This window comes from Paenibacillus xylanilyticus, assembly GCF_013359935.1.
GTDB classification, from domain to species: domain Bacteria; phylum Bacillota; class Bacilli; order Paenibacillales; family Paenibacillaceae; genus Paenibacillus; species Paenibacillus xylanilyticus.
On record NZ_JABMCB010000202.1, the window covers coordinates 572455 to 591522 of the forward strand.

Consider the following 19068-nt stretch of genomic DNA (forward strand, 5'->3'; position numbering starts at 1 on the left):
AAAAATTAGGCCTGTATCTGCATCATGTTAATGTTCTGTAAATGCAAAAAAGACCACTCTTCTATTAAAAGAAGAATGGCCGCCCTATCTTTTTTATCACTAGATTGTTTTCGCGTTGAAGGCTGGTCGCAGTAAGTTAATATGACTTCTTCTTGTTTATGGTGAGTTTCTCCAGCCTCCGTAAGCGGAAATATCCTCCGCACCCACTTCCGCGTAGCCCTCGCATATAAAACCAGGTATCTCTGTTCCATCCGCCAATTCAATCTTGCCGATGCCGAGCGGAGCTGGAATGAGTGCAGCAAAAGCACCAAATGAAGCTGCTGGCATCTCCCACACTTCCACCGCAAACGCGCCCCCTCCCGCATTCTTTTTTAGCAAACCAGGCTTAGCCGGTACTGTGGGCAGCTTCACCATCTGATACTTCTCTGCCGTATGTGCCTCATAGACGAATCGGCTCCCGAACTCCAGCATCTGCTTCTCCAGTGGATATCCTCTCATATGCAGGCCACAAACGGCAAGCGCTATCGTCTCTGGCCTATTCACTTTCAAAGGCGGCAAATCTGCTCCAAGAAACGAAGCTGCAGCTTGTTCCACCAGATGCTCATTTCCCGAAAGCGAAAACAGTGTAATCCCAAAAGGTATTCCTGTCGCCGCATCACCTGCCGGTACTGCAATCGCGCATAGATCGAGCAGATTGCAATGGTTCGTATAATGCCCCATGTCCGAATTCGTGGTTATGGGTTCAGCTTCAACCTGCGCTCTTGTCCACGTTCCTCCACAGGTCGGCATGACAAGAACGGCTCCTTTCAAAAGCTCATTACTTCTCATACGCAGCTCCTGCAGCTTATGCATCGCTGTAAATACGGAAGCTGCATCATGCTTGCCGGATGCACCCGAACGCAAAACTTGTTCGGTCACCGGAAACGTGATCCCTGGACGCGCATCTACAAATTCGCCTACACTGGCCCAGCGCTCGGCAACCCATGGGCCCTCATAAAGGAGCGCTGCAGCCTGCTCAAACATATCGTAATTGATATATTCAACTGGCAGATTGAGCGCTTCGATCTTGTCAACCGCTGCATCCCACGCTTTACCGTATTCCTCTGCCATTGGTCCAAAAAAGTTCAAGGGTTTCATCGGCAAGTATAGCTTCTTCGGAAGCTTCTCCTTCAAGCGAGGAACGCTCTTTGACCAAGGATCCGATGGCTCAAACCCGCGGACTTGCTCATCAATAACTCTTGCTTCCTGTAAAGAATGGGTAAATACGGTTACACAGTCCAAGCTTGCACAAGCGGGAACAACACCTTTTGTTGGCCACGCACCAAGGCTCGGCTTATAGCCTACAAGGCGATTCAATGCTGCAGGAACTCGTCCAGAACCCGCAGTATCGGTACCTAGAGCGAATGCCGCATGCCCCCTCGCTACCGCAACGGCAGAACCCGAACTGGAGCCGCCACTAATCCATTTTTCGATTAGCGCATTATGCGTCTCACCATAAGGACTTCTGGTGCCAACAAGTCCTGTGGCAAATTGGTCCATATTCGTTTTACCAACAGGAATCGCTCCCGCATTCACCAGTCGCTCTACGACTGCAGCATGCTTCTCGGGAATATAAGCATATTCGGAGCAGCCAGCCGTCGTGGGTATGCCGGCCAAATCTATGTTGTCCTTAATTGCGAATGGCACGCCCCAAAGCGGCAGGGAAGCATCCATTGACTTGAGGTTGTTCAAGTAAGGCTGAATTCTCTCGAGCACAGGCGGTGTAATCCAAATGTTCATTCCTTCGTCCTCTTGGGCACGGTGAATAATCACTTCTATGACCTGCTCAGGAGTAATTTTCCCGCTTCCATAACTCGCTTGCAGCCAATCAACTGTAAGCTCATGCGGCATATTCAGTCTGCTCATCCGACTTCCCTCCTTAAACACCTGCCTGTTTTTACATTAGGCCGGTCTCATTTCGTTCAGTTTCACAGCCAAATGCAGCTGCAATATATCGTCGCCATTATCCATGTTTATACCGAGCAGTTCACATACGCGCTCTACCCGATAGGATACGGTATTATAGTGGGTAAACAGTTCTGCTGAAGTCTTTTTCACATTTCGATTGTGCTTGAAATAAACCTTCAGGGTTTCAAACAGCTGGGAGTTATGCTTCGCATCGTATGCAAGCAGTGGCAGTATAAATCGATCTCGGTAATCTTGAACCTCCTCCGTATCTGGAAGATGATAGAGCAGTTGGAATACACCAAGCTTCATGTAGTCGACATACGTTTCACGGTAATCACAAATGGAGCTGATATGATGAATTTTTTTGGCATCGTTATAGCTCTCATGAACCTTTTCTGCAACAAGGGTTCGATTACCGACACAAAGCGAGAAGCTCTCTGTTGGGAAAAGTGTCTTCATATCCGCCAAAATCGCTTCAACCGCCACATTTCGGATACCATTCATCGCCTCCGGAAAAAGAAAAATCATTTCCCCCTCCAGTATCGTTGCTTGAAGGTCCTCGCATATGGATTTGGTTCTCAGCCGTTTAATCGCCTGCTGCATCGTCTTGATATTTGGTTTGGAGTTTAGAAAGCGTACTAAGGCAACGCAGCGCGGCCGGTCATCCTCGAGAGAGTGCCCGCACGCTTCGGCACGCAGCCTCAAATCCTCTATGGTAACGATCCTGCCCGTAATCCAATCCTGCAAAAACTGGTCGACGTATTTCAGCTCTACTTCCCGCCTAGCATTCGCATTAATCATCTCTAACCCTACCAAAACACCAACACGGTCGATCGTCAGCCGATCAACAACGGAATGTTCCTGATTCCATTCGAGCAGGACAAGCAGGCATTTATCGTATTGCTTGTCATTGACAGCCGACACATATACACGGATTCGGCGCTCGCCCAGTGTAATGAAGCTTACTCCGAGATTGCTTTCCTCCCGAAGAGCAGCCCATAGCATCGGGTTGTCCGCTTCCTCTAGTATTTCCGCCTGTGGAGAAAGAAAGAGTTGATTGGAATCATCCAGCAATATAATCGGATTGTTCAGTATGCTATCCAGTGTCTGCAAAAATTCCTCTAATCCTTTCCCGTGCAGCAACTGCTGTGACAACTTCTGAAAACGGCTTTGCAGCAGCGAAAGCTCCCTTGCCTCCTGCACGAGCACCCGCTCCATGATATCCCGGACAACATCCGAAAATACTATCGCGGCTGGAAGCTCAAAGATCGGAAAATCGAGCTGATCAGCCAGCTCCAGCGCACGAGCAGGAATTTGATCGATGAATCGTTTGGTCTTAATCCCAAGGGCCGATACACCTTTCTCCACTAGCTGCGGAATGATATCCGCGATCGCATCCGGCTGATCTCGAAATGGGAAGCCGCTCGTTATTAAAAACTCCCCCGGACGCACCCAATCGATGACATCCGGCACTTCCATCACGTTGACGCGATTAATGATTCGCTGCATGCCATTAGCGCCAGCCAAGACGACAGCTTCCTTAAAGTCGGGGATCAGGAAAACATCGTTGCACGTGAATCCTGCCTTCTTGTGATCTGCCATCTCATGTCCCGCCTGACTATTTCAATTTTGTAGAATACACGTCTTCCACCAGCGTTGTATTAAAAAACGAGTTGGTCGGGGTATCTTCTTCTACAGGTAAAAAAATACTGATCTGCTCGGTCGGTTGATCATCGTCATTCGCTACCGAATGCACGACGCCTGCCGGGACATGGAACGTATCGCCCGCCTTGTAGCTTTTCCATTCTCCATTGCACAACAGCTTTACTTTACCAACCGTAATATAGATTATTTCAGCCACATCATGAAAATGCGGCAGTACCTGACCGCCAACTCCAATTTTCTCCCATAGAACGGAGCTGGTGCGAAAGCCCATTTGATCGGCCTGTGACGCTGACACAATCTCGCGGTGATAAAGTTCAATATGGTCTGGCATAAGCCCCCATTGCATTTCTTCTCCAATAATTACCTCAGTTTTCTTTGCTGTGATCATCGTTATCGTTCCTCCATCTTTGGCTGTTTGTTGGATGTTCGTTTATTCCTTACGCTTGAAAACGACCGCTACCGGCCCGCCGCCTGGAGGCCCCTGATGCTCAGCACCACCGGATACGTATATCATCGGATCGCCACACACTGAGGCAAGTACACCTCCGACGACAGCACGTGCATGTCTCGTATGATTGATATCCGAATCATCAAGCATCGTATGCCGGTTGCCCCTAATGAATCCTGTTGGATCTGCCTCTGCTTTAGCGAGCACCTGTACCATTTCAGAATCTGAGTGTGACACCAGCAGACGTTTGAGTGCAGCCGCGTCAATGGCATCCTTCATCACATCATGGGCGATGAAGTACGGACCTTCCGCATAGGCAGAATTACCGAAGACGATTACTTCACAATACGCAAGCTCGCTTCCTGCGGAGGTTGAGGCGACATTGCTGAACAGCTGCCAGGACCCGCAAATATCCAAATCCTTAAGCTCCGCCCGATCAACCTCTCCGAGAGCAATTGCTGCACCAATTGCCGATGCGCCCCTCGAATACCCCATTGATTTATAAGTATCTTCCGTTACGGTGCTATGAGCTCTATTTTGAGCATCTTGCACGTCCTCCGACGTCAGCAGCGGACACTTAATTTGCACAAAATGTACATCTGCCGCGGACTCGATGCCAGCTTCCGCTATGGCTCGTTGAACAGCCGCCGCCACCTCATCCACTTGAGCCAGCCTTCCAATCTCCTCCGGAAGGAAATCAGCCGTCTTAGCCACTCCGATCGCAAGTGATTTTTGATCCTTTCTCACCTCACTTGGGCTGTAGGCACCTTTGCGGCTGACCACCGTAAAGTGAGGGCTCAATATGCCTTCGGTTCCTCCTGACATGACATAAGAAATTGGAAAGGTTGAATCTTTGCGATTTTCGCTAAAAAATTGTTTTAAAGCTAAAACAGCATAGCCTCGTGTAAAATCGTTCACGCAGCCATTGCCCTCCGTTTTGCCTAGAACCGCAACCACATCTTGCGGATCAATTACTCCCTCTTTGATCACTTTCTCAAGCGACACCATGTCGTTAGGCGAACGGCTTGGAACACGGTTCACAGTGCATTTCATCATAGGTCATCCGCCCTTTGCCAGAATATAATTTTTTTCTCGAGTAAGCTGATTGCCCAGAATAGAACGAGTCCGCATAATGCTGATGCGATAATTGCAGAGAACATCACAGGCGTATCCATATGGTACGAGGAAACCAAGACGACATAGCCTAGCCCTTTGTTTGCGCCGACAAATTCACCGACAATTGCACCAACAATGGCTAGAGAGGTCGAAATTTTCAACGCGGAGAACACGTAAGGCAAACTCGTCGGCAGCCGCAACTTCCAGAAAATTTCCGATTTGGTACCTTTATATGTGGAGAAAAGTTCCCACGCTTCGTGCTCAATCGCTTTTAGACCCTTAACGCTGTTGACCAGAATGGGAAAGAAACAGATTAGCATCGAAGCTACAACCTTGGAAGAGTAACCCGTCCCCATCCATACGACCAGAAGCGGAGCCAGAGCGACAAGCGGGGTAGTTTTGAGCGCAATGGCCAGCGGGAATACTCCTTTTTCAATGGGTTTGGAATGTACGAATATGACAGCGGTAATCAATCCGAAGAAATTGGCCAGTACGAAGCCCGCCAAAGCTTCCATCAGCGTGACTAGCATATGCGACCACAACGAGCTGTCCATAACAGATATGATTCCAGTGGGAGATGGGAGCAAATAGAGCGGTATATCGAAGAGACGTACAGCAAGTTCCCACAATACCAGGAAGGCGATAGCGAATACGACGGGATACATGGCGTCTTGTATTTTTGTCCTCATAGATGTTTGACCCGCTTTCTTAACTCATTTACAGTCTGATGGAAGGCCGGAAGTTCATCCATCCCCACCTCTCTCGGTGACGGCAGCGGAACTGAAATAATCTCCTCCACTCCCGCAGGCCTTGGTGACATCATGATAACGCGGTTGGATAAAAGCACAGATTCCTGAATCGAGTGGGTAACCATAACGACCGTGCTTAGGCTTGTTTCGGGACTCTCCCATAAACGCAGTAACTCGAAATTCAGCTTTTCTCTTGTAAATTCATCCAATGCACCAAAGGGCTCATCCATAAGCAATACCGTCGGATCTGCCGCGAGCGCCCGTGCAATCGCAATCCTTTGCTGCATGCCTCCACTGAGCTGATGTGGGAAATGATTCATGAAATCCTGCAGTCCAACTAACCGAAGCGAGGACTCCGCTTTTTCCTTGATCTCCTTTTTGGTGAATTTCTTCTCTCCGATCGTGAGAGGCAGGGAGATATTTTGGATTGCAGTCAGCCAAGGCATCAATACCGGCTTCTGGAATACCATGCCGAGCGAGAGATCCTTCGATGGATAGACGATCTCTCCTCCCGCGTTCGGCTGAAGCAAGTCGAGCATTAACCGGAGTAGTGTTGATTTGCCGCAGCCACTTGGTCCGAGTATCGAAACAAATTCATTTTTATAAATATCAATCGACACATTATTCAGTACGTTTACGTCACCAAACGATAAGGAGCAATTTTTCAACGTAACCGCGATTTCGTTTTTGGAAGAAGCCGTTGTTAGCATTAAAATCACTCCCTATTCAATAAATTCATTTGAGAATACGTCCTCAAGCTTTTGCTCTTTCTTCAAAAAGTCCAGATCAATCAGGTTCTGTTGCAGCACTTCCCATGCCTCTGATTCCATCTTGCCGAGTGGCAGATTCTCTGGCTCCAGCAAAGGAATACTCGCATTCATCATGCTAACCTCGTGATCAAGGGTCAATTTGTCCCCGTATTTCAAGCCGAATTCGGCAGCCTCTTCCGGGTTCTCAATGGCGTAACTCCAACCCTTCATGGAAGCCTGGACGAAGCTTTTTACCATCTCCGGATCCCGTTCGATAATATCCTCTGTCGTAAACAACGTATCCGCATAAAAGTTAATATCATAATCGTTCGGCTCTATGATATTGACTTCATTCCCTTGCTCCTGTACAGCGAGGACCTCATTGATCACATAGCCGGGCCATGCCTTCACTTGCCCGCTGAGCAATGGACTCAGGTCATATTTCGCCGGCATTTCTTCTACCTTTGTGCCGTCGATGCCGGCATTCTTCACCATTGCACGGTAAGTTAATTCTTCATTCCCGCCCAGCTTCACACCAATCTTCTGACCGACCAGATCTTCCATCTTCGTGATCCCGGAATTCTTGAGACTAAACAACACGAATGGCGTTTTTCTATATATAGCGGAAAGTGCCTTCACGGGAACCCCTTTTTCCCTGGCCATCAGTATTTGATCTGCACCCGTTACACCGAAGTGCTCCGCACCTGATGCAATCATCTGTACGGAAGGGAAATCGGCGCCTCCTGGTCTGATTTCAACGTCCAAGCCCGCTTCTTTATAGAAGCCTTTTTCCACTGCTGTATAGAACCCTGCAAACTGTGCTTGGTGAACCCACTTCAGACGCAGGATGACCTTTTTCAGCTCACCTGTTTCCCCATCCCCTGTAGCTGAACTCGGTGTATTATTAGAACCGCAAGCTGTTAGTACGAGAACTAAAGCGGACATGAGGATAATTAATGACTTTCTAGACCATTTCCACATATGGTTTCCTCCGATGTTGTTGGTTTGTCTGTTTTTATGGTATTGTCTGCTTAAAACATAGCTAGTGCTTTCAAAACCTCGCTTGAGCTGCTGACACTGCCGAACACGCCGCCCTGCATTTTAACCATTTGAAGCGCCGCGTGATGATTATCCGGATCGGTTGCTCCTGTGCAATCCTCAAGAATCAAACATTCATATCCTCTGTCATTGGCTTCGCGCATTGTCGTGTGCACGCAAACATCCGTTGTGATCCCCGTCAAAATTAAGTGGGTAATTCCTTTATTCTTTAAGATCAGATCCAAGTCCGTCGCATAAAAACTGCCCTTACCTGGTTTGTCAATGATCGATTCCCCTTCGATGGGTGCAAGCTCCTGGGTAATCTGCCAACCCGGTTCACCTCTAACCAATATGCGTCCCGCAGGCCCAAGCGAGCCTATTTCTGAACCGATCTGTTTGCTGCGCCACTGTTTGTTCGCGGGTAAATCAGACAGATCCGGCTTATGTCCCTCTCTCGTATGGATGACGTGAAAACCTTTAATTTGTCGAACTCGCTGAAGAAGTGCTTGAATGGGCCCAATCGGTTTGGCCGTCAAGGACAAGTCATACCCCATCTGGTCCACATAACCACCTTTGCCACAAAAGTCGATTTGCATATCGATGATGACTAATGCTGTTCTCATGGGATCGACACTCCCGTCAAAAGGCCAATGATAAGGCTCCGCTGTAATTTGCATGTTCTAGTCCCCTTTCAGTACGTATCAGCATTCATCTAGCAGGCCGCAATCACATGTTACATAACCTGACTTTTATGATCGTTTTTCTTCTTGTGTCATATTATATTACGAAACAAACCGTAAGTCTTTGTGTTTTTTCATAAAAAATATTGATTTTATTTTGTAATTTTCACAAAAACACGACTTATATGTTATTAAATATGACATTAAGCTTGTTAACTTCTTCTATTTCCTTCCTTTCTCCTTAGTGTGGAGAATAGAATGGCAGGTCCACAAGAGATAGTGGGAGGAGGGCATGATACGTAGTGAGCCGTAACACGTTTCAATCCATGTTTGATTCATCACAGAACAAGTTGTTATTCTCCCTCTGGACAGGAACTTGTGCCGATAAGACAACAAAAAAAGCCGCTAAATTAGCGGCATTTAATGAGAGCATGCTTTTGACCCTCGACAGCTCACTTTGCTTTATTGTGTTCATGATTTCTTAATCGTTCCTCTTATGCAAAGGGTTCTTTATATTATTTGTTACGTAGCCACTACGTGATGCAGCTCAATGCTGCTCTCGATAAAGGTCGACCGTTCCACATGATACAGATCATAGATCTGTTCCTTGGCATTAATCGATAGATACATTTCATGATACAAATCATTGGCTAACTTTACATAAGGCAACTTCTGTGCGGCTTTACTGGATCGGATATTTTGCTTGCGAATTTTCATAAATACCGTTTCGATCGCATGTTCGAGGAAAAGTTCAGTCAAAAAGGCGGATTTCGCTCGTTGGCTGTACCCTTTTCCGAAATACGGCGCTCCAATCCATGTAGCCAGGTGCCCCGTGTTATTTACGACATGATACAAATCAATGGTTCCGATCGGCTGTCCAGTTTCGTTCAGAATCGTTCGGGAAATCGTGGTATTCTGTTCTTCTTCATCCATCAACTGCTTGGTCAGGAATAAATATTCCTCATGCGACTGGCACTGGTAACGAACGTAAGGTGACACTGCGGGGTCTATCAATAAGCTGTACAGTGTGTGGCATTCATGCAAATCTCGTTTTTTCAACATTCTGTCTACCACCTAGTCCTTTTAGTTCGCTATTTCAAGCAAATTAAGTATATAAAAGGTATTGTGGAGTTTAATGAATTCTGTATGTGTCTTATGTAAATTTCATTGGAAAAATGTACCTCATACCTCTACGGATCGCACAAAAAAACGGCATGTCCCTTCTTATGAAAGGACACGCCAATTTCATGATAAAACACGATCTTAGATTATTGCATACCTTCCATGATGGCATTAATGATGCCTTGCTGAGTGATTGTATTGTTTGAACGGTTAAACAAAGCGAAACCATGCTGACCGTTATGTCCATTGTCCCAATACACCGGCACGGCACCATACTTCTTGGCGGTTGCTGTTACCGCTTTGGCATAGGCTTGACGATATACGTTATTGCTAGCGTCGTAAGCTGTTTTATCAATAGAACCGAATTCACCAATCACAACAGGATAGCCCTGCGTTACAAACTTATCGTACATCGATTTGAACTGCGAATTCAGATAATCCTCTTGCCCCCAAGTAGACTTCTTCGAAGGATTTGCTGCCGTTGCACCCCACTGGGTGATATTGCCGTTCTCCTCACCTGCAAAATCCCAAGGGGAGTAGTAGTGTGCCGAGATCATGATTCTCTTCTGGGAGCTGGGAATTGCCGAGGATCTGAATTGATCGGTCGGGAGCGCGAATCCATAATTGCCTACAGTGTAATCAATATTTGTATTCCAGCCTGGAATCAGCAGCCATCTGGCGTTGTTGTTGCCTCCGGTTTTCCGGACCGTGTCCACAAAGATTTGGTTGTAGGCGTTCAGATTAGCATAATACGCCGAATTCGGATTACCGTAATTTCCGTCGAACACTTCGTTCATGGATTCGAAAATAAGACGCTCATTATAGCTGCTGAACTTGGTAGCAATTTGCTGCCATACCTTTTGATATTTTTCCTTAATGGCAGCCTGATTGCTGCCGTTTACCAGAAGCCATCCACCCGGAACGGAATTATACCCATCCCCATGAATGTTAATAACCACATATAAGCCTTCATTATATGCATAGTCAACTGCGGTTTGGATCCGATCCAGCCATGTGGCGTTGACCGTATAATTGGGAGCGCTTCCAATATGATTTAAATAGGATACGGGAATTCGAATTGTTTTGAAGCCAGCAGCCTTCACCTTTTTGATCAATTCTGGGGTGACGACAGGATTGCCCCATGCTGTCTCATTCGGTACACCGTTTACTGCTGCTTCAAGCTGATTCCCCAAATTCCATCCTGCACCCATCTCCGATACGATTTGCGAAGCTGTTAATGATCTGAAATCAGCTGCCGATGCCCGGGTACTCCACCCGGTAAATGCCACAGCTGCCAACAATACTAGCCCTAAGCTGCAAACGCCAAATTTCTTCATTTTTTTGAGCATAACCAAACCTCCGCTTATTCTATTTTTTCAACAAGCAGTGCCGTTACTCTCTTTATCCCCATCGGATGATTCGATAATCTGCCCCCTTCCGTATCGATCAAACAAATGAAATAGCCGCCTAACAAGAACAGATTAACACAAATATGGAAAATAAAGAACAATAATCTGTCTATGATTTTTCGACAAATATTTATTTGTTCTATAGATGGTACATGTACGTAAGAACGAGATCATCAACAGGAGATGGATGAACGATATACGTGTTCGTTTGCGGATTCAAGACAAAAAAGCCGCTTATATTAGCGACTTTCATTGTGCATTCGGATTTATTTAATGATCAGGTGCAGAAGTTACTTATGCTGGTTTATCCAGAAATTCAATTCCGGTTTAGCCCATCCGCATACCAGATACCCGGAATCATCTCGCGCTCCAGTGCCAGCAATTCTTTGATGATCTTATCCGCGTCACTGATGGAACTTACGAGCGGATCCGTTAACATGGCTCTCCTCAGCTTTTCATAACTCTGCTCCACGACCGCCTCCACCGTAAGCTCATGCGTATCCAGCACAAGCTCCTGCATCCCTCGAATTCCTCGCGGCATCTCACCTACGTGGACCGGCTTCGCTCCATCCATGCTTACATCGCATAACAGCTCCAGGAATGAATCATGATTCATATTGGTTACCGCCCCGTTGTTAAGCGTATTGATAAAAAACCGTTTTCCCAAATTCCCCACCATATTTTCGATAATGTCTGTGGCATGATCCGGGCCGAAAGTACGCATGTATTCAGCGATCGGAATGTTACCAGTGAGGAAGTCATCCACCTGCTGCCACATCTCATCATGACGCTGATACCGGTCCTCCGTCTCCCAGATTGATAACGGCGGAATGGCGTCTGGCGTCTTACCAAGGCCCTGCCAAAAACGGACGTATTCCTTCGTGTGTGCTGTACAGGTAGGAATATAGCCAAAGGTGTCGTACAGTTCGTACGTGATGGCGTCGTTATGAAGTGCTTTTGCACCGCGGTCTCCGCCGTTGTTCTCTTCACCAGCCGCCTTGCGCATGGTCTCAGCGATCGCGGGCATGAGATTCTTTCCTTCATATTCCGCTTTTAGCAGCCACGTGAAATGATTGACGCCGGCGATACGAAAATCGAATTTTCGGTCGATCTCTTCGTTAAACTCGCTCCGGTCTCCAATAATTCCGGCTCGTATTGCGTAAAAGGCCTTTTTATGCGGCATATGGTGGCTGTCGCACAGCGCAAACGATTTCAGCTTCGGGGCATAACGGTGTAACGCGATACCATGGACGGTAGACGGATTAATGTAGTTGATAACCCAAGCATCGGGACACAACTCTTCAATGTCTTTAGCGCATTCCATGATTACCGGCAGCTCCCGCATCGCCCGAAAAATCCCGCCCGGCCCGATTGTATCCCCGGAGCACATGCGGATGCCATATTTTAAAGACACTTGGCAATCAATACCCCGATATTTCACCGATTGCTCCGCAAAACTGAGCACAACGAAGTCGGCTTCCGAAAGCACCTTTCTTCGATCCGTCGAGCCCTCCACCTTCAACGATACGTTGTTCTCCCGAGCCACCATTTCTGCGAGTCTTACCATTTTCGATAGTCTTTCCTCATCCGTATCCACTAGAGCAAGCGTTCCCTGATTCAGGTAAGGGGAGTGGATCATCTGCCAAATGGATTGACGTCCGAAAAATAGACTGCCTGCTCCGATCACGACAACCTTTGGTTGCTGCATGTTTGAACTATTCATAATTAACCCTCCTCATATGTTATAAGTTCATTATAGGAGAGTGGAGCAAAAGCGGAATGTGCGATAGTTTTTAAAACATGTCAAATAGTATGATCATTAACAACCCATTAATCCTTTGATATACTAATTGAAAATGAAGGATGTCATGCGGTAGAGGAAATTGGGAGGTTCTAATGAATGAAGGCAAAATAAATATGAGTATACTCAACGAACTCTCGGAGTACATTACTCTCCGGATGAGTTCTTATTTAGAACAAGTTCACGATATAGGCTGGATTGAACACAAGTCTCATCCCGATTACGATCTCTGGTTCATCCAATCGGGCTCCGTCAAAGTCACACTTGATGGGATCGAACATATAGCATTCCCGGGAGACGTCGTCTTTTTTTATCCCGATCTGCCCTATATCGCCTCAACAAACGAAGATCATTGCAGATTCATATATATCCACTTTGATTTCGGCATCGGCGACCAACAGCGAATTCTGGACGAGTTTCTACTCCCGGGCATTGTGCCGGGCAACCTGATCCATGAGGAAGTCACGCTGTTCACCACAGCCTATCACCGCTTAAAGCGGGGCAGCGGCACATCAGGGAACCAGCTTTACTTAAAAGCTTCTCTTCTCGTCGTCATCGCGCAGATCCTCGAGCTTCACAAACAAGGTACCTATGCTGGTACATTCCTGAACGGTAAAAACCGAAGAAAAACAGAAGGAAGCCTGGAATTTCTGCAGGACGTATTCCAATACGTGGATGCGAACCTGGAGTGTTCCATTCGGATCAACGAACTCGCGGCAATTGCCGGTGTCTCCGAGAAGTATTTTATCTCCTTATTCAAGAAAACCGTAGGTATCACGCCAGGACAGTACATTTCCCGGATCAAAATGAATCGGGCAAGGGATTATCTCTACGAAAAAAAATATACGATACAACAGATCGCTGGTTTCCTCGGGTATCCCGATCCCTTTACATTTTCTAAAGCCTTCAAAAAATATTACAACGTGCCTCCTTCGAAATTTGAGTAGGCGCGCTGTACTTTTGAAATAAAAAAAGCCGCTGAAATAGCGGCTTGTTTCACATGCATTTAATCTGGATTACTAATTATATCTTGAGAACTGAATACTTATAAGCGAGCTATACTATATTACTCTCCATTTGATGCATTAGTTGTCTTAATATCAACCGATCTTCCTTAGATATGGAATGCAGTAATTTTTCCTGCTGTTCCTTCCATTTGTTCTCAACCGGCTTTTCTAATTCTTTGCCTTTATCCGTTAGATATATACGCATGATTCTCGCATCTTGTTCATCACGTTTCCGATATATAAATCCGTTCTGCTCCAGCGATTTAACCATATTAGTTACCGTAGGCGGTTCACATTTTAAGTGTTCACATAGTTGCATTTGTGTTACCCCGTCACCCAACCACAGTCGATACAACAAATTATCTTGCCCTACATAGAGATTGATTTCCCTTAGAGATTCACTATAATTTCGACGCATTTGGGAAGAAATCCGATCTAACGTCTGTCGAATATCACAATCCACTGGATCTGTCATGAATGTTCCCTCCCTGCACCCGAATTATAGTTAGTATACTAAATGTATCACGGTGAAATACAGGTGTCAATTTACCTAGAGTTCCCCTATTAGGGACAGGTTTCGTATCTAATTTTCACAAATGATAGCTTTGTTTAGAAACTTATTTTTTTGCAAATCCTTGCTTGTTCAAGTAGTCCATCATTTCAGGCTGAATACTTCTTTCAAGATGATCCTGGATATGGTCACTCCATCCTTTTACTTTTTTCACGGTGAAAGGAGCCTTAACCGGACGACTTTTATAATACTTCAGCATGGTTTCATCGTAGACAGCTAATTTCTCTCGATCAAGGGGGTGATACTGATTTTCCAGTAAAACCATGGATTGTGGAAGCCGGGGTTTCAGCTCAGGTTTATCTCCAGCTGGATGGCCAATACATAATCCGACCAAAGGAATCACATACTTCGGTAAATTTAATACGTCAGATAGTTCGGAAATATTGGCTCTGACCGCACCAATAAAAACCCCGCCAAGTCCCAGGGATTCGGCTGCCGTTAACGCGTTCTGTGCCATTAGTCCGGCATCGAATGATCCGATCAATAGAAATTCAATAAATTCAATATCCACATCCGGGGCAATTTGATGGTTCCGGTTAAAATCTGCACAGAAAATCCAAAACTCTGCCGCTTCTTCAATATAAGGTTGATCGACACAGAGATGTCTGACTTTTTTTCGAAGTACCGGGTCTGTGATTCGAATAATGGACACGGCCTGCAGAAGGCTGAACGATGAGGTTTGATTAGCTGCCTGAAAGATTGCGTCTCGTTGTTCATCTGTCAGGGGTTGAGATGTGTAAGCACGAAACGATGTATGGTTATGAAGCAATTCGAGTGTATTATTCATAAAAGTCCTCTCCAATATTTAGTTATTTAATCATTCCGCATCCCATATTCATAAGGAACGCCCATATTCTCGCGTAGTGTTTTCCCTTCATATTCCCTGTGAAATAATCCCCGGTCCTGCAATATCGGGACAACCAGGTTCACAAAATCGGCAACTCCATCAAAGGATATATCGGGTACAACCGAGAATCCGTCACATGCTCCCGCCACAAACCATTCTTCCAAGAAATCGGCGACCTGCTCAGGGGTACCTGCAACTACCGGATGATAGTTAATGACTCCGTGGGCGAGAACATCCCGAATGGATAACCCTTGTAACAACAACTTCAATGCTCTTGCGGAACGCGGATCCATTGGGTTGGCATATGCATTCTTCAATATGTCGTGCGCTAAAGGTTTATCTATATCTACCGAATTTACGGATAAAGGCAGACCAACCATGGAACCAAGGTAACTTACCCTGTTGGGAATCTCCTCCGGATTAAAACTCATCAGTTGTTTTCGACGTAGCAGAGCCTCTTCTTCCGTTGAAGCCAGAGAAAACATGAAACCTGCAAACATCTTGATATCATCGGGGTTTCGACCGAAACGGGCAGCACTTTCCCGAATGGCTTGTCTTTGTTCACGAGCAGACTCTATATCATAAGGATTGGCGTAGACCCCCGAAGCGTATTTCCCCGCCAATTCCAATCCCTCTCTCCCTCCTCCAGCCTGGAAAATAACAGGCTGGCCCTGTTCGGATGGCGGGATCGGCAACGGACCGCGAGATGCATAATATTGACCTTGAAGGTTTATGGGCTGAATTTTGTCCATATCGGCAAATGTCCCTCCTTCTACATCTAACGTCCAAGCGTCTGGTTCCCAGCTCCCCCACAATGCCTGCACGATTTGGATGCTCTCATGCGCCTTGTCATAGCGTTCTTGGCGATTGGCAACCCGTGAACCGAAATTAGCTGCCGCTAAGGGATCAGATGTGGTAACCGCATTCCATCCTACACGTCCATGACTGATTACATCCAATGCTTTGAACTGACGCGCGATATTGTATGGATAATTAAATGTCGTGGAGAGAGTAGCAACAAGCCCGATATGGTTCGTCTCTCTTGCTACAGCCATTAGAGCCAGCATAGGGTCCATAGGAAACATAGGCGTCTGAGGCCCTAAGTTAACGGTTAATGCTGGAGTATCGGCAATGAAAATCATTTGAAATTTTCCTTTTTCGGCTAATTTAGCCCGTTCCACATATTGATCCGTATTGGTATAAGCTGCTGGGTCGGTACCAGGCATTCTCCAGGCGCTGAACTCAGCTCCATACCCAGAAACCATTTGTAGAGCCAGCTGCATCTCACTTCTTGTTTTCATGTCGTTCTTCTCCTTACTCCGAAAGCCACAGCGTAAATCACCTTTTTGTAATCCTTTAATAATTAGCCTGTTAACTAAAAGTTGATAGCTTTTTTCTGTCCCTAAATTTTCAGAATCAAAAATATTGACGTTCTCCAGTTCGTGCTGCTTTCTCTACTGCATCCAGTAACTGATGGAGTTTTACCGCATCCGCGAAAGTGGGTGTTAAGGATGTTCCTTCATGGATATCTTGGGCGAATTTACGATAAGCCTGAGCCATGTTCAGAACAAATCCTGGGTCATCTTTGAGAGAGTCTGGCACCCAGTAATAGGAATCGGGAATGGTTAGCTCACCAAGCTGTTGGTCATTAGTGCCTGCACCGCGCAATTGGTGTGACCCGAATTGAATTGAAGCAGGCGCACTCAGCACGATCGTACCCTTGTCTCCGAAGATTTCAAGTGTAAGTCCGGTCTGATGTTTGACTCCGCCTTGAATATGAACACTGGCTGCTGCACCACTCGTCAATTTTCCTGTAATCAGTATTTGATCATCTGTCGTCTTCTTGATGACTTTCTGGATATCCACCAATTCGACTTCAGGGAACTGTTGCGCCGTGACGGCCGAAAGTTCGGTGAAATCCCCAAGCATATAGGTAAATGCATCCAAATTATGTCCACCTACAATGGTAAGCAAGTTCCCTCCAATCTTCCGATCAAACAAATATGCTGTGGACTTGTCACCAACACCACCCATTCCATCAATGGAGATCTTCAAATTGGCTGACAATACTTTTCCAACATACCCTTCTGCCACTAGATCTTTCACATACTGAATTGCCGGGGCCTGTCTGGCTTGCAATCCAATCGCATTTGGCAATTGGCGATCAGCTACCCATTTCTGCATTTCAAGTGCTTCACCTGTATTGGATCCGAGTGGCCATTCGCAATAGATCGGTTTTCCAGCAGGAGCAATGGTTTGAACAGCATTATAATGTTCCTTGACGTTAATACTGACGACTACCATATCCACATCCTGATGTTGAGCCAAATCTTCCATGTTATCAAAACCGTAATCTGCGTGGAAAGCTTCTGCACTCTTCTTCGCACTCGCCATATTGCTTGTCCCAACTGCCGTAAGATCAAACTCATCCAAATGTTCAATGGCCGGAATATGAGTACCGCTTGCCCAACCATTGTTCACTGATGCACCTATAATTCCGGTCCGAATTTTTTTACTCATTGTAAAACATCTCCTTTTATTTTTAATTTCACCGGCACCTGCTGAAACCCCCAAGCGTCTTTAGCCCCACCACTGTTCCTGCTAATAACCACTTATCAACCTCGCTCTTCTATGGTATATTTATTTAGCATACTAACTATATAGCAAAATAAGAATATTATCGTTCACATATTACTCAAACTAACCTTGTGTAGGTGAGTTGAAACAATCATAAGGTTATTCGTTTCGTTTGCAAAGAGGGCAATTTAAATGAACATAGTACATTTTTTCGTACCTATAGATGAGGAGTGAGTTCAATGAGAGTTTGTAATGAAGGATTTGACCAAGAGTTTATCGATAATAAAAGGGAAATGTACGCGATCGCCTTTACTCAAAATGTCCTTTCAGGACGATGGAAATACTTTATATTATGGTATCTGAAAGGTGAAACACGCCGTTATACGGATATAAAAAAATTCCTTGGAGGTTTATCACAAGGCTCTCTCACCAAGCAGCTTAAAGAGTTGGAAAACGATGGCGTTATCAAGCGCGATGTGTATCCGGAAGTTCCTCCACGAGTAGAGTACTCGTTAACCAACAAGGGAAACAAACTGCTGCCGATCCTTGAGAAGATGGCGGACTTCGGTAAAGAATACGGCGAAAAACCTTGATCTGTTGAGAGTTGTGCATGCCACTAAATGATATTATTATGAACATAAAGATAATAAAATTAAAAACATATCACAGTAATGGATATGATCTTGCCAACACACGTTTCGGGTGGAATGTAGATATAAGATCTCTTTACGAAGTTATCTTTAGATTTTCTTTAGAAATTTACTCATTAATTCCTTAGATTTTTTCATTATTATGTCTGTATCAACAAGAGAGGAGGTACATGAATGATCAGTACGACGATCATGGAGTTACTTCATCAGTATGGTTATCTGATTTTTTATTTTGCCTTCTCCCTGGGCCCTTTCGGAATTCCAATACCCAATGAGATCACAATTATCAGTGGTGCCATTTTGAGCCAGACAGGTATCATCAATTCATGGATCACATATTTCTGTATCTTATCCGGACTATTAACGGCGATTACTATAGCTTATTTTGCAGGAAAGTTATTTGGGAAAAAAATAAGGCACACATTACAAGACAATAAACATATGATCAAGGCTGAACGCATTCTGAATAAACGAGGCAATTGGGCAATGTGTATCGGTTTGTTTATTCCCATTGTGCGATATGTGCTGCCTTTGGTGATTGGACTGAGTGGGATCAAGTTTAAAAGATTTGCTCTTATATCCTATTCCAGTGCTCTGTTATGGACCATAACTTATTTTACAGCTGGAACCTACTTTGGTTCACCCATCTTATCTACACTTCAATTATTTCATAATTAATCGATTTCGATACC

The 19068-nt window shown here is 45.5% G+C and carries 19 protein-coding genes; 4 read left to right on the plus strand and 15 right to left on the minus strand.

The annotated features are described in order from the left end of the window. Window positions 1-156 precede the first annotated feature (156 nt). Genes atzF through biuH form a run of 8 tightly spaced genes read right to left on the minus strand, consistent with a single transcriptional unit; the run spans window position 157 to window position 8389 of the window. Window positions 157-1905, minus strand: coding sequence for an allophanate hydrolase (gene atzF / locus HP552_RS29170; RefSeq protein WP_175398854.1), 1749 nt, complete (start codon window positions 1903-1905; stop codon window positions 157-159). A gap of 36 nt (window positions 1906-1941) precedes the next feature. Further along, window positions 1942-3549: a PucR family transcriptional regulator gene (locus HP552_RS29175; RefSeq protein WP_175398855.1), complete on the minus strand. Its 1608-nt coding sequence runs from the start codon at window positions 3547-3549 to the stop codon at window positions 1942-1944. Window positions 3550-3565: 16 nt separating this feature from the next. Continuing rightward, a complete protein-coding gene (locus tag HP552_RS29180; protein ID WP_175398856.1) occupies window positions 3566-4000 on the minus strand; it encodes a cupin domain-containing protein in 435 nt (144 codons plus the stop codon). Between the two features lie 42 nt (window positions 4001-4042). After that, the gene (gene atzD, locus HP552_RS29185; protein ID WP_217506582.1) at window positions 4043-5116 is read right to left on the minus strand and encodes a cyanuric acid amidohydrolase; all 1074 of its coding nucleotides are present in this window, start codon (window positions 5114-5116) and stop codon (window positions 4043-4045) included. Beyond that, window positions 5113-5865, minus strand: a complete 753-nt coding sequence (locus HP552_RS29190) for an ABC transporter permease (protein WP_175398857.1) — start codon at window positions 5863-5865, stop codon at window positions 5113-5115. The genes atzD and HP552_RS29190 overlap by 4 nt, the downstream gene beginning before the upstream one ends. After that, entirely contained in the window at window positions 5862-6635 is a 774-nt protein-coding gene (locus HP552_RS29195) for an ABC transporter ATP-binding protein (RefSeq protein WP_175398858.1), read from the minus strand. Before HP552_RS29195 ends, HP552_RS29190 begins: the two co-directional genes overlap by 4 nt. A 12-nt stretch (window positions 6636-6647) precedes the next feature. Continuing rightward, window positions 6648-7655, minus strand: coding sequence for an ABC transporter substrate-binding protein (locus tag HP552_RS29200; RefSeq protein WP_175398859.1), 1008 nt, complete (start codon window positions 7653-7655; stop codon window positions 6648-6650). Between the two features lie 50 nt (window positions 7656-7705). Continuing rightward, complete coding sequence (gene biuH / locus HP552_RS29205; protein WP_175398860.1) at window positions 7706-8389, minus strand: biuret amidohydrolase; 684 nt, start codon at window positions 8387-8389, stop codon at window positions 7706-7708. A 305-nt stretch (window positions 8390-8694) separates the two neighbouring features. On the opposite strand from biuH, the gene HP552_RS29210 reads away from it, so the two are divergent. Continuing rightward, a complete protein-coding gene (locus HP552_RS29210; RefSeq protein WP_175398861.1) occupies window positions 8695-8877 on the plus strand; it encodes a hypothetical protein in 183 nt (60 codons plus the stop codon). Window positions 8878-8914: 37 nt separating this feature from the next. Here HP552_RS29210 and HP552_RS29215 read toward each other — a convergent pair whose 3' ends face one another. The 3 genes from HP552_RS29215 to HP552_RS29225 all read right to left on the minus strand — a co-directional run bounded on the left by HP552_RS29215 (window position 8915) and on the right by HP552_RS29225 (window position 12646). Further along, on the minus strand, window positions 8915-9454 hold the full coding sequence (locus tag HP552_RS29215; RefSeq protein WP_175398862.1) for a GNAT family N-acetyltransferase: 540 nt from the start codon (window positions 9452-9454) through the stop codon (window positions 8915-8917). 206 nt (window positions 9455-9660) lie between these two features. Then, window positions 9661-10863, minus strand: coding sequence for a glycoside hydrolase family 5 protein (locus HP552_RS29220; protein WP_175398863.1), 1203 nt, complete (start codon window positions 10861-10863; stop codon window positions 9661-9663). Window positions 10864-11239: 376 nt separating this feature from the next. Next, entirely contained in the window at window positions 11240-12646 is a 1407-nt protein-coding gene (locus HP552_RS29225) for a family 4 glycosyl hydrolase (RefSeq protein ID WP_175398864.1), read from the minus strand. Window positions 12647-12819: 173 nt separating this feature from the next. On the opposite strand from HP552_RS29225, the gene HP552_RS29230 reads away from it, so the two are divergent. After that, entirely contained in the window at window positions 12820-13671 is an 852-nt protein-coding gene (locus HP552_RS29230; protein WP_175398865.1) for an AraC family transcriptional regulator, read from the plus strand. Between the two features lie 109 nt (window positions 13672-13780). Here the strand turns inward: HP552_RS29230 and HP552_RS29235 are convergent, their stop codons facing one another. From HP552_RS29235 to HP552_RS29250, 4 genes are all read right to left on the minus strand, one after another. Next, window positions 13781-14206 carry a MarR family winged helix-turn-helix transcriptional regulator gene (locus HP552_RS29235; protein ID WP_175398866.1) on the minus strand — a complete coding sequence of 142 codons (426 nt, stop codon included), beginning with the start codon at window positions 14204-14206 and terminating at the stop codon, window positions 13781-13783. Window positions 14207-14348: 142 nt separating this feature from the next. Further along, complete coding sequence (nfsA, locus tag HP552_RS29240; protein WP_175398867.1) at window positions 14349-15089, minus strand: oxygen-insensitive NADPH nitroreductase; 741 nt, start codon at window positions 15087-15089, stop codon at window positions 14349-14351. Window positions 15090-15115: 26 nt separating this feature from the next. Further along, window positions 15116-16450, minus strand: coding sequence for an NtaA/DmoA family FMN-dependent monooxygenase (locus HP552_RS29245; protein WP_175398868.1), 1335 nt, complete (start codon window positions 16448-16450; stop codon window positions 15116-15118). A gap of 115 nt (window positions 16451-16565) precedes the next feature. Continuing rightward, on the minus strand, window positions 16566-17669 hold the full coding sequence (locus tag HP552_RS29250; protein ID WP_175398869.1) for a Gfo/Idh/MocA family protein: 1104 nt from the start codon (window positions 17667-17669) through the stop codon (window positions 16566-16568). A 296-nt stretch (window positions 17670-17965) separates the two neighbouring features. Between HP552_RS29250 and HP552_RS29255 the strand changes: the two genes are divergently transcribed. Beyond that, on the plus strand, window positions 17966-18319 hold the full coding sequence (locus HP552_RS29255) for a winged helix-turn-helix transcriptional regulator (protein WP_175398870.1): 354 nt from the start codon (window positions 17966-17968) through the stop codon (window positions 18317-18319). Window positions 18320-18550: 231 nt separating this feature from the next. Then, a complete protein-coding gene (locus HP552_RS29260; RefSeq protein ID WP_175398871.1) occupies window positions 18551-19054 on the plus strand; it encodes a DedA family protein in 504 nt (167 codons plus the stop codon). Window positions 19055-19068: the final 14 nt, after the last annotated feature.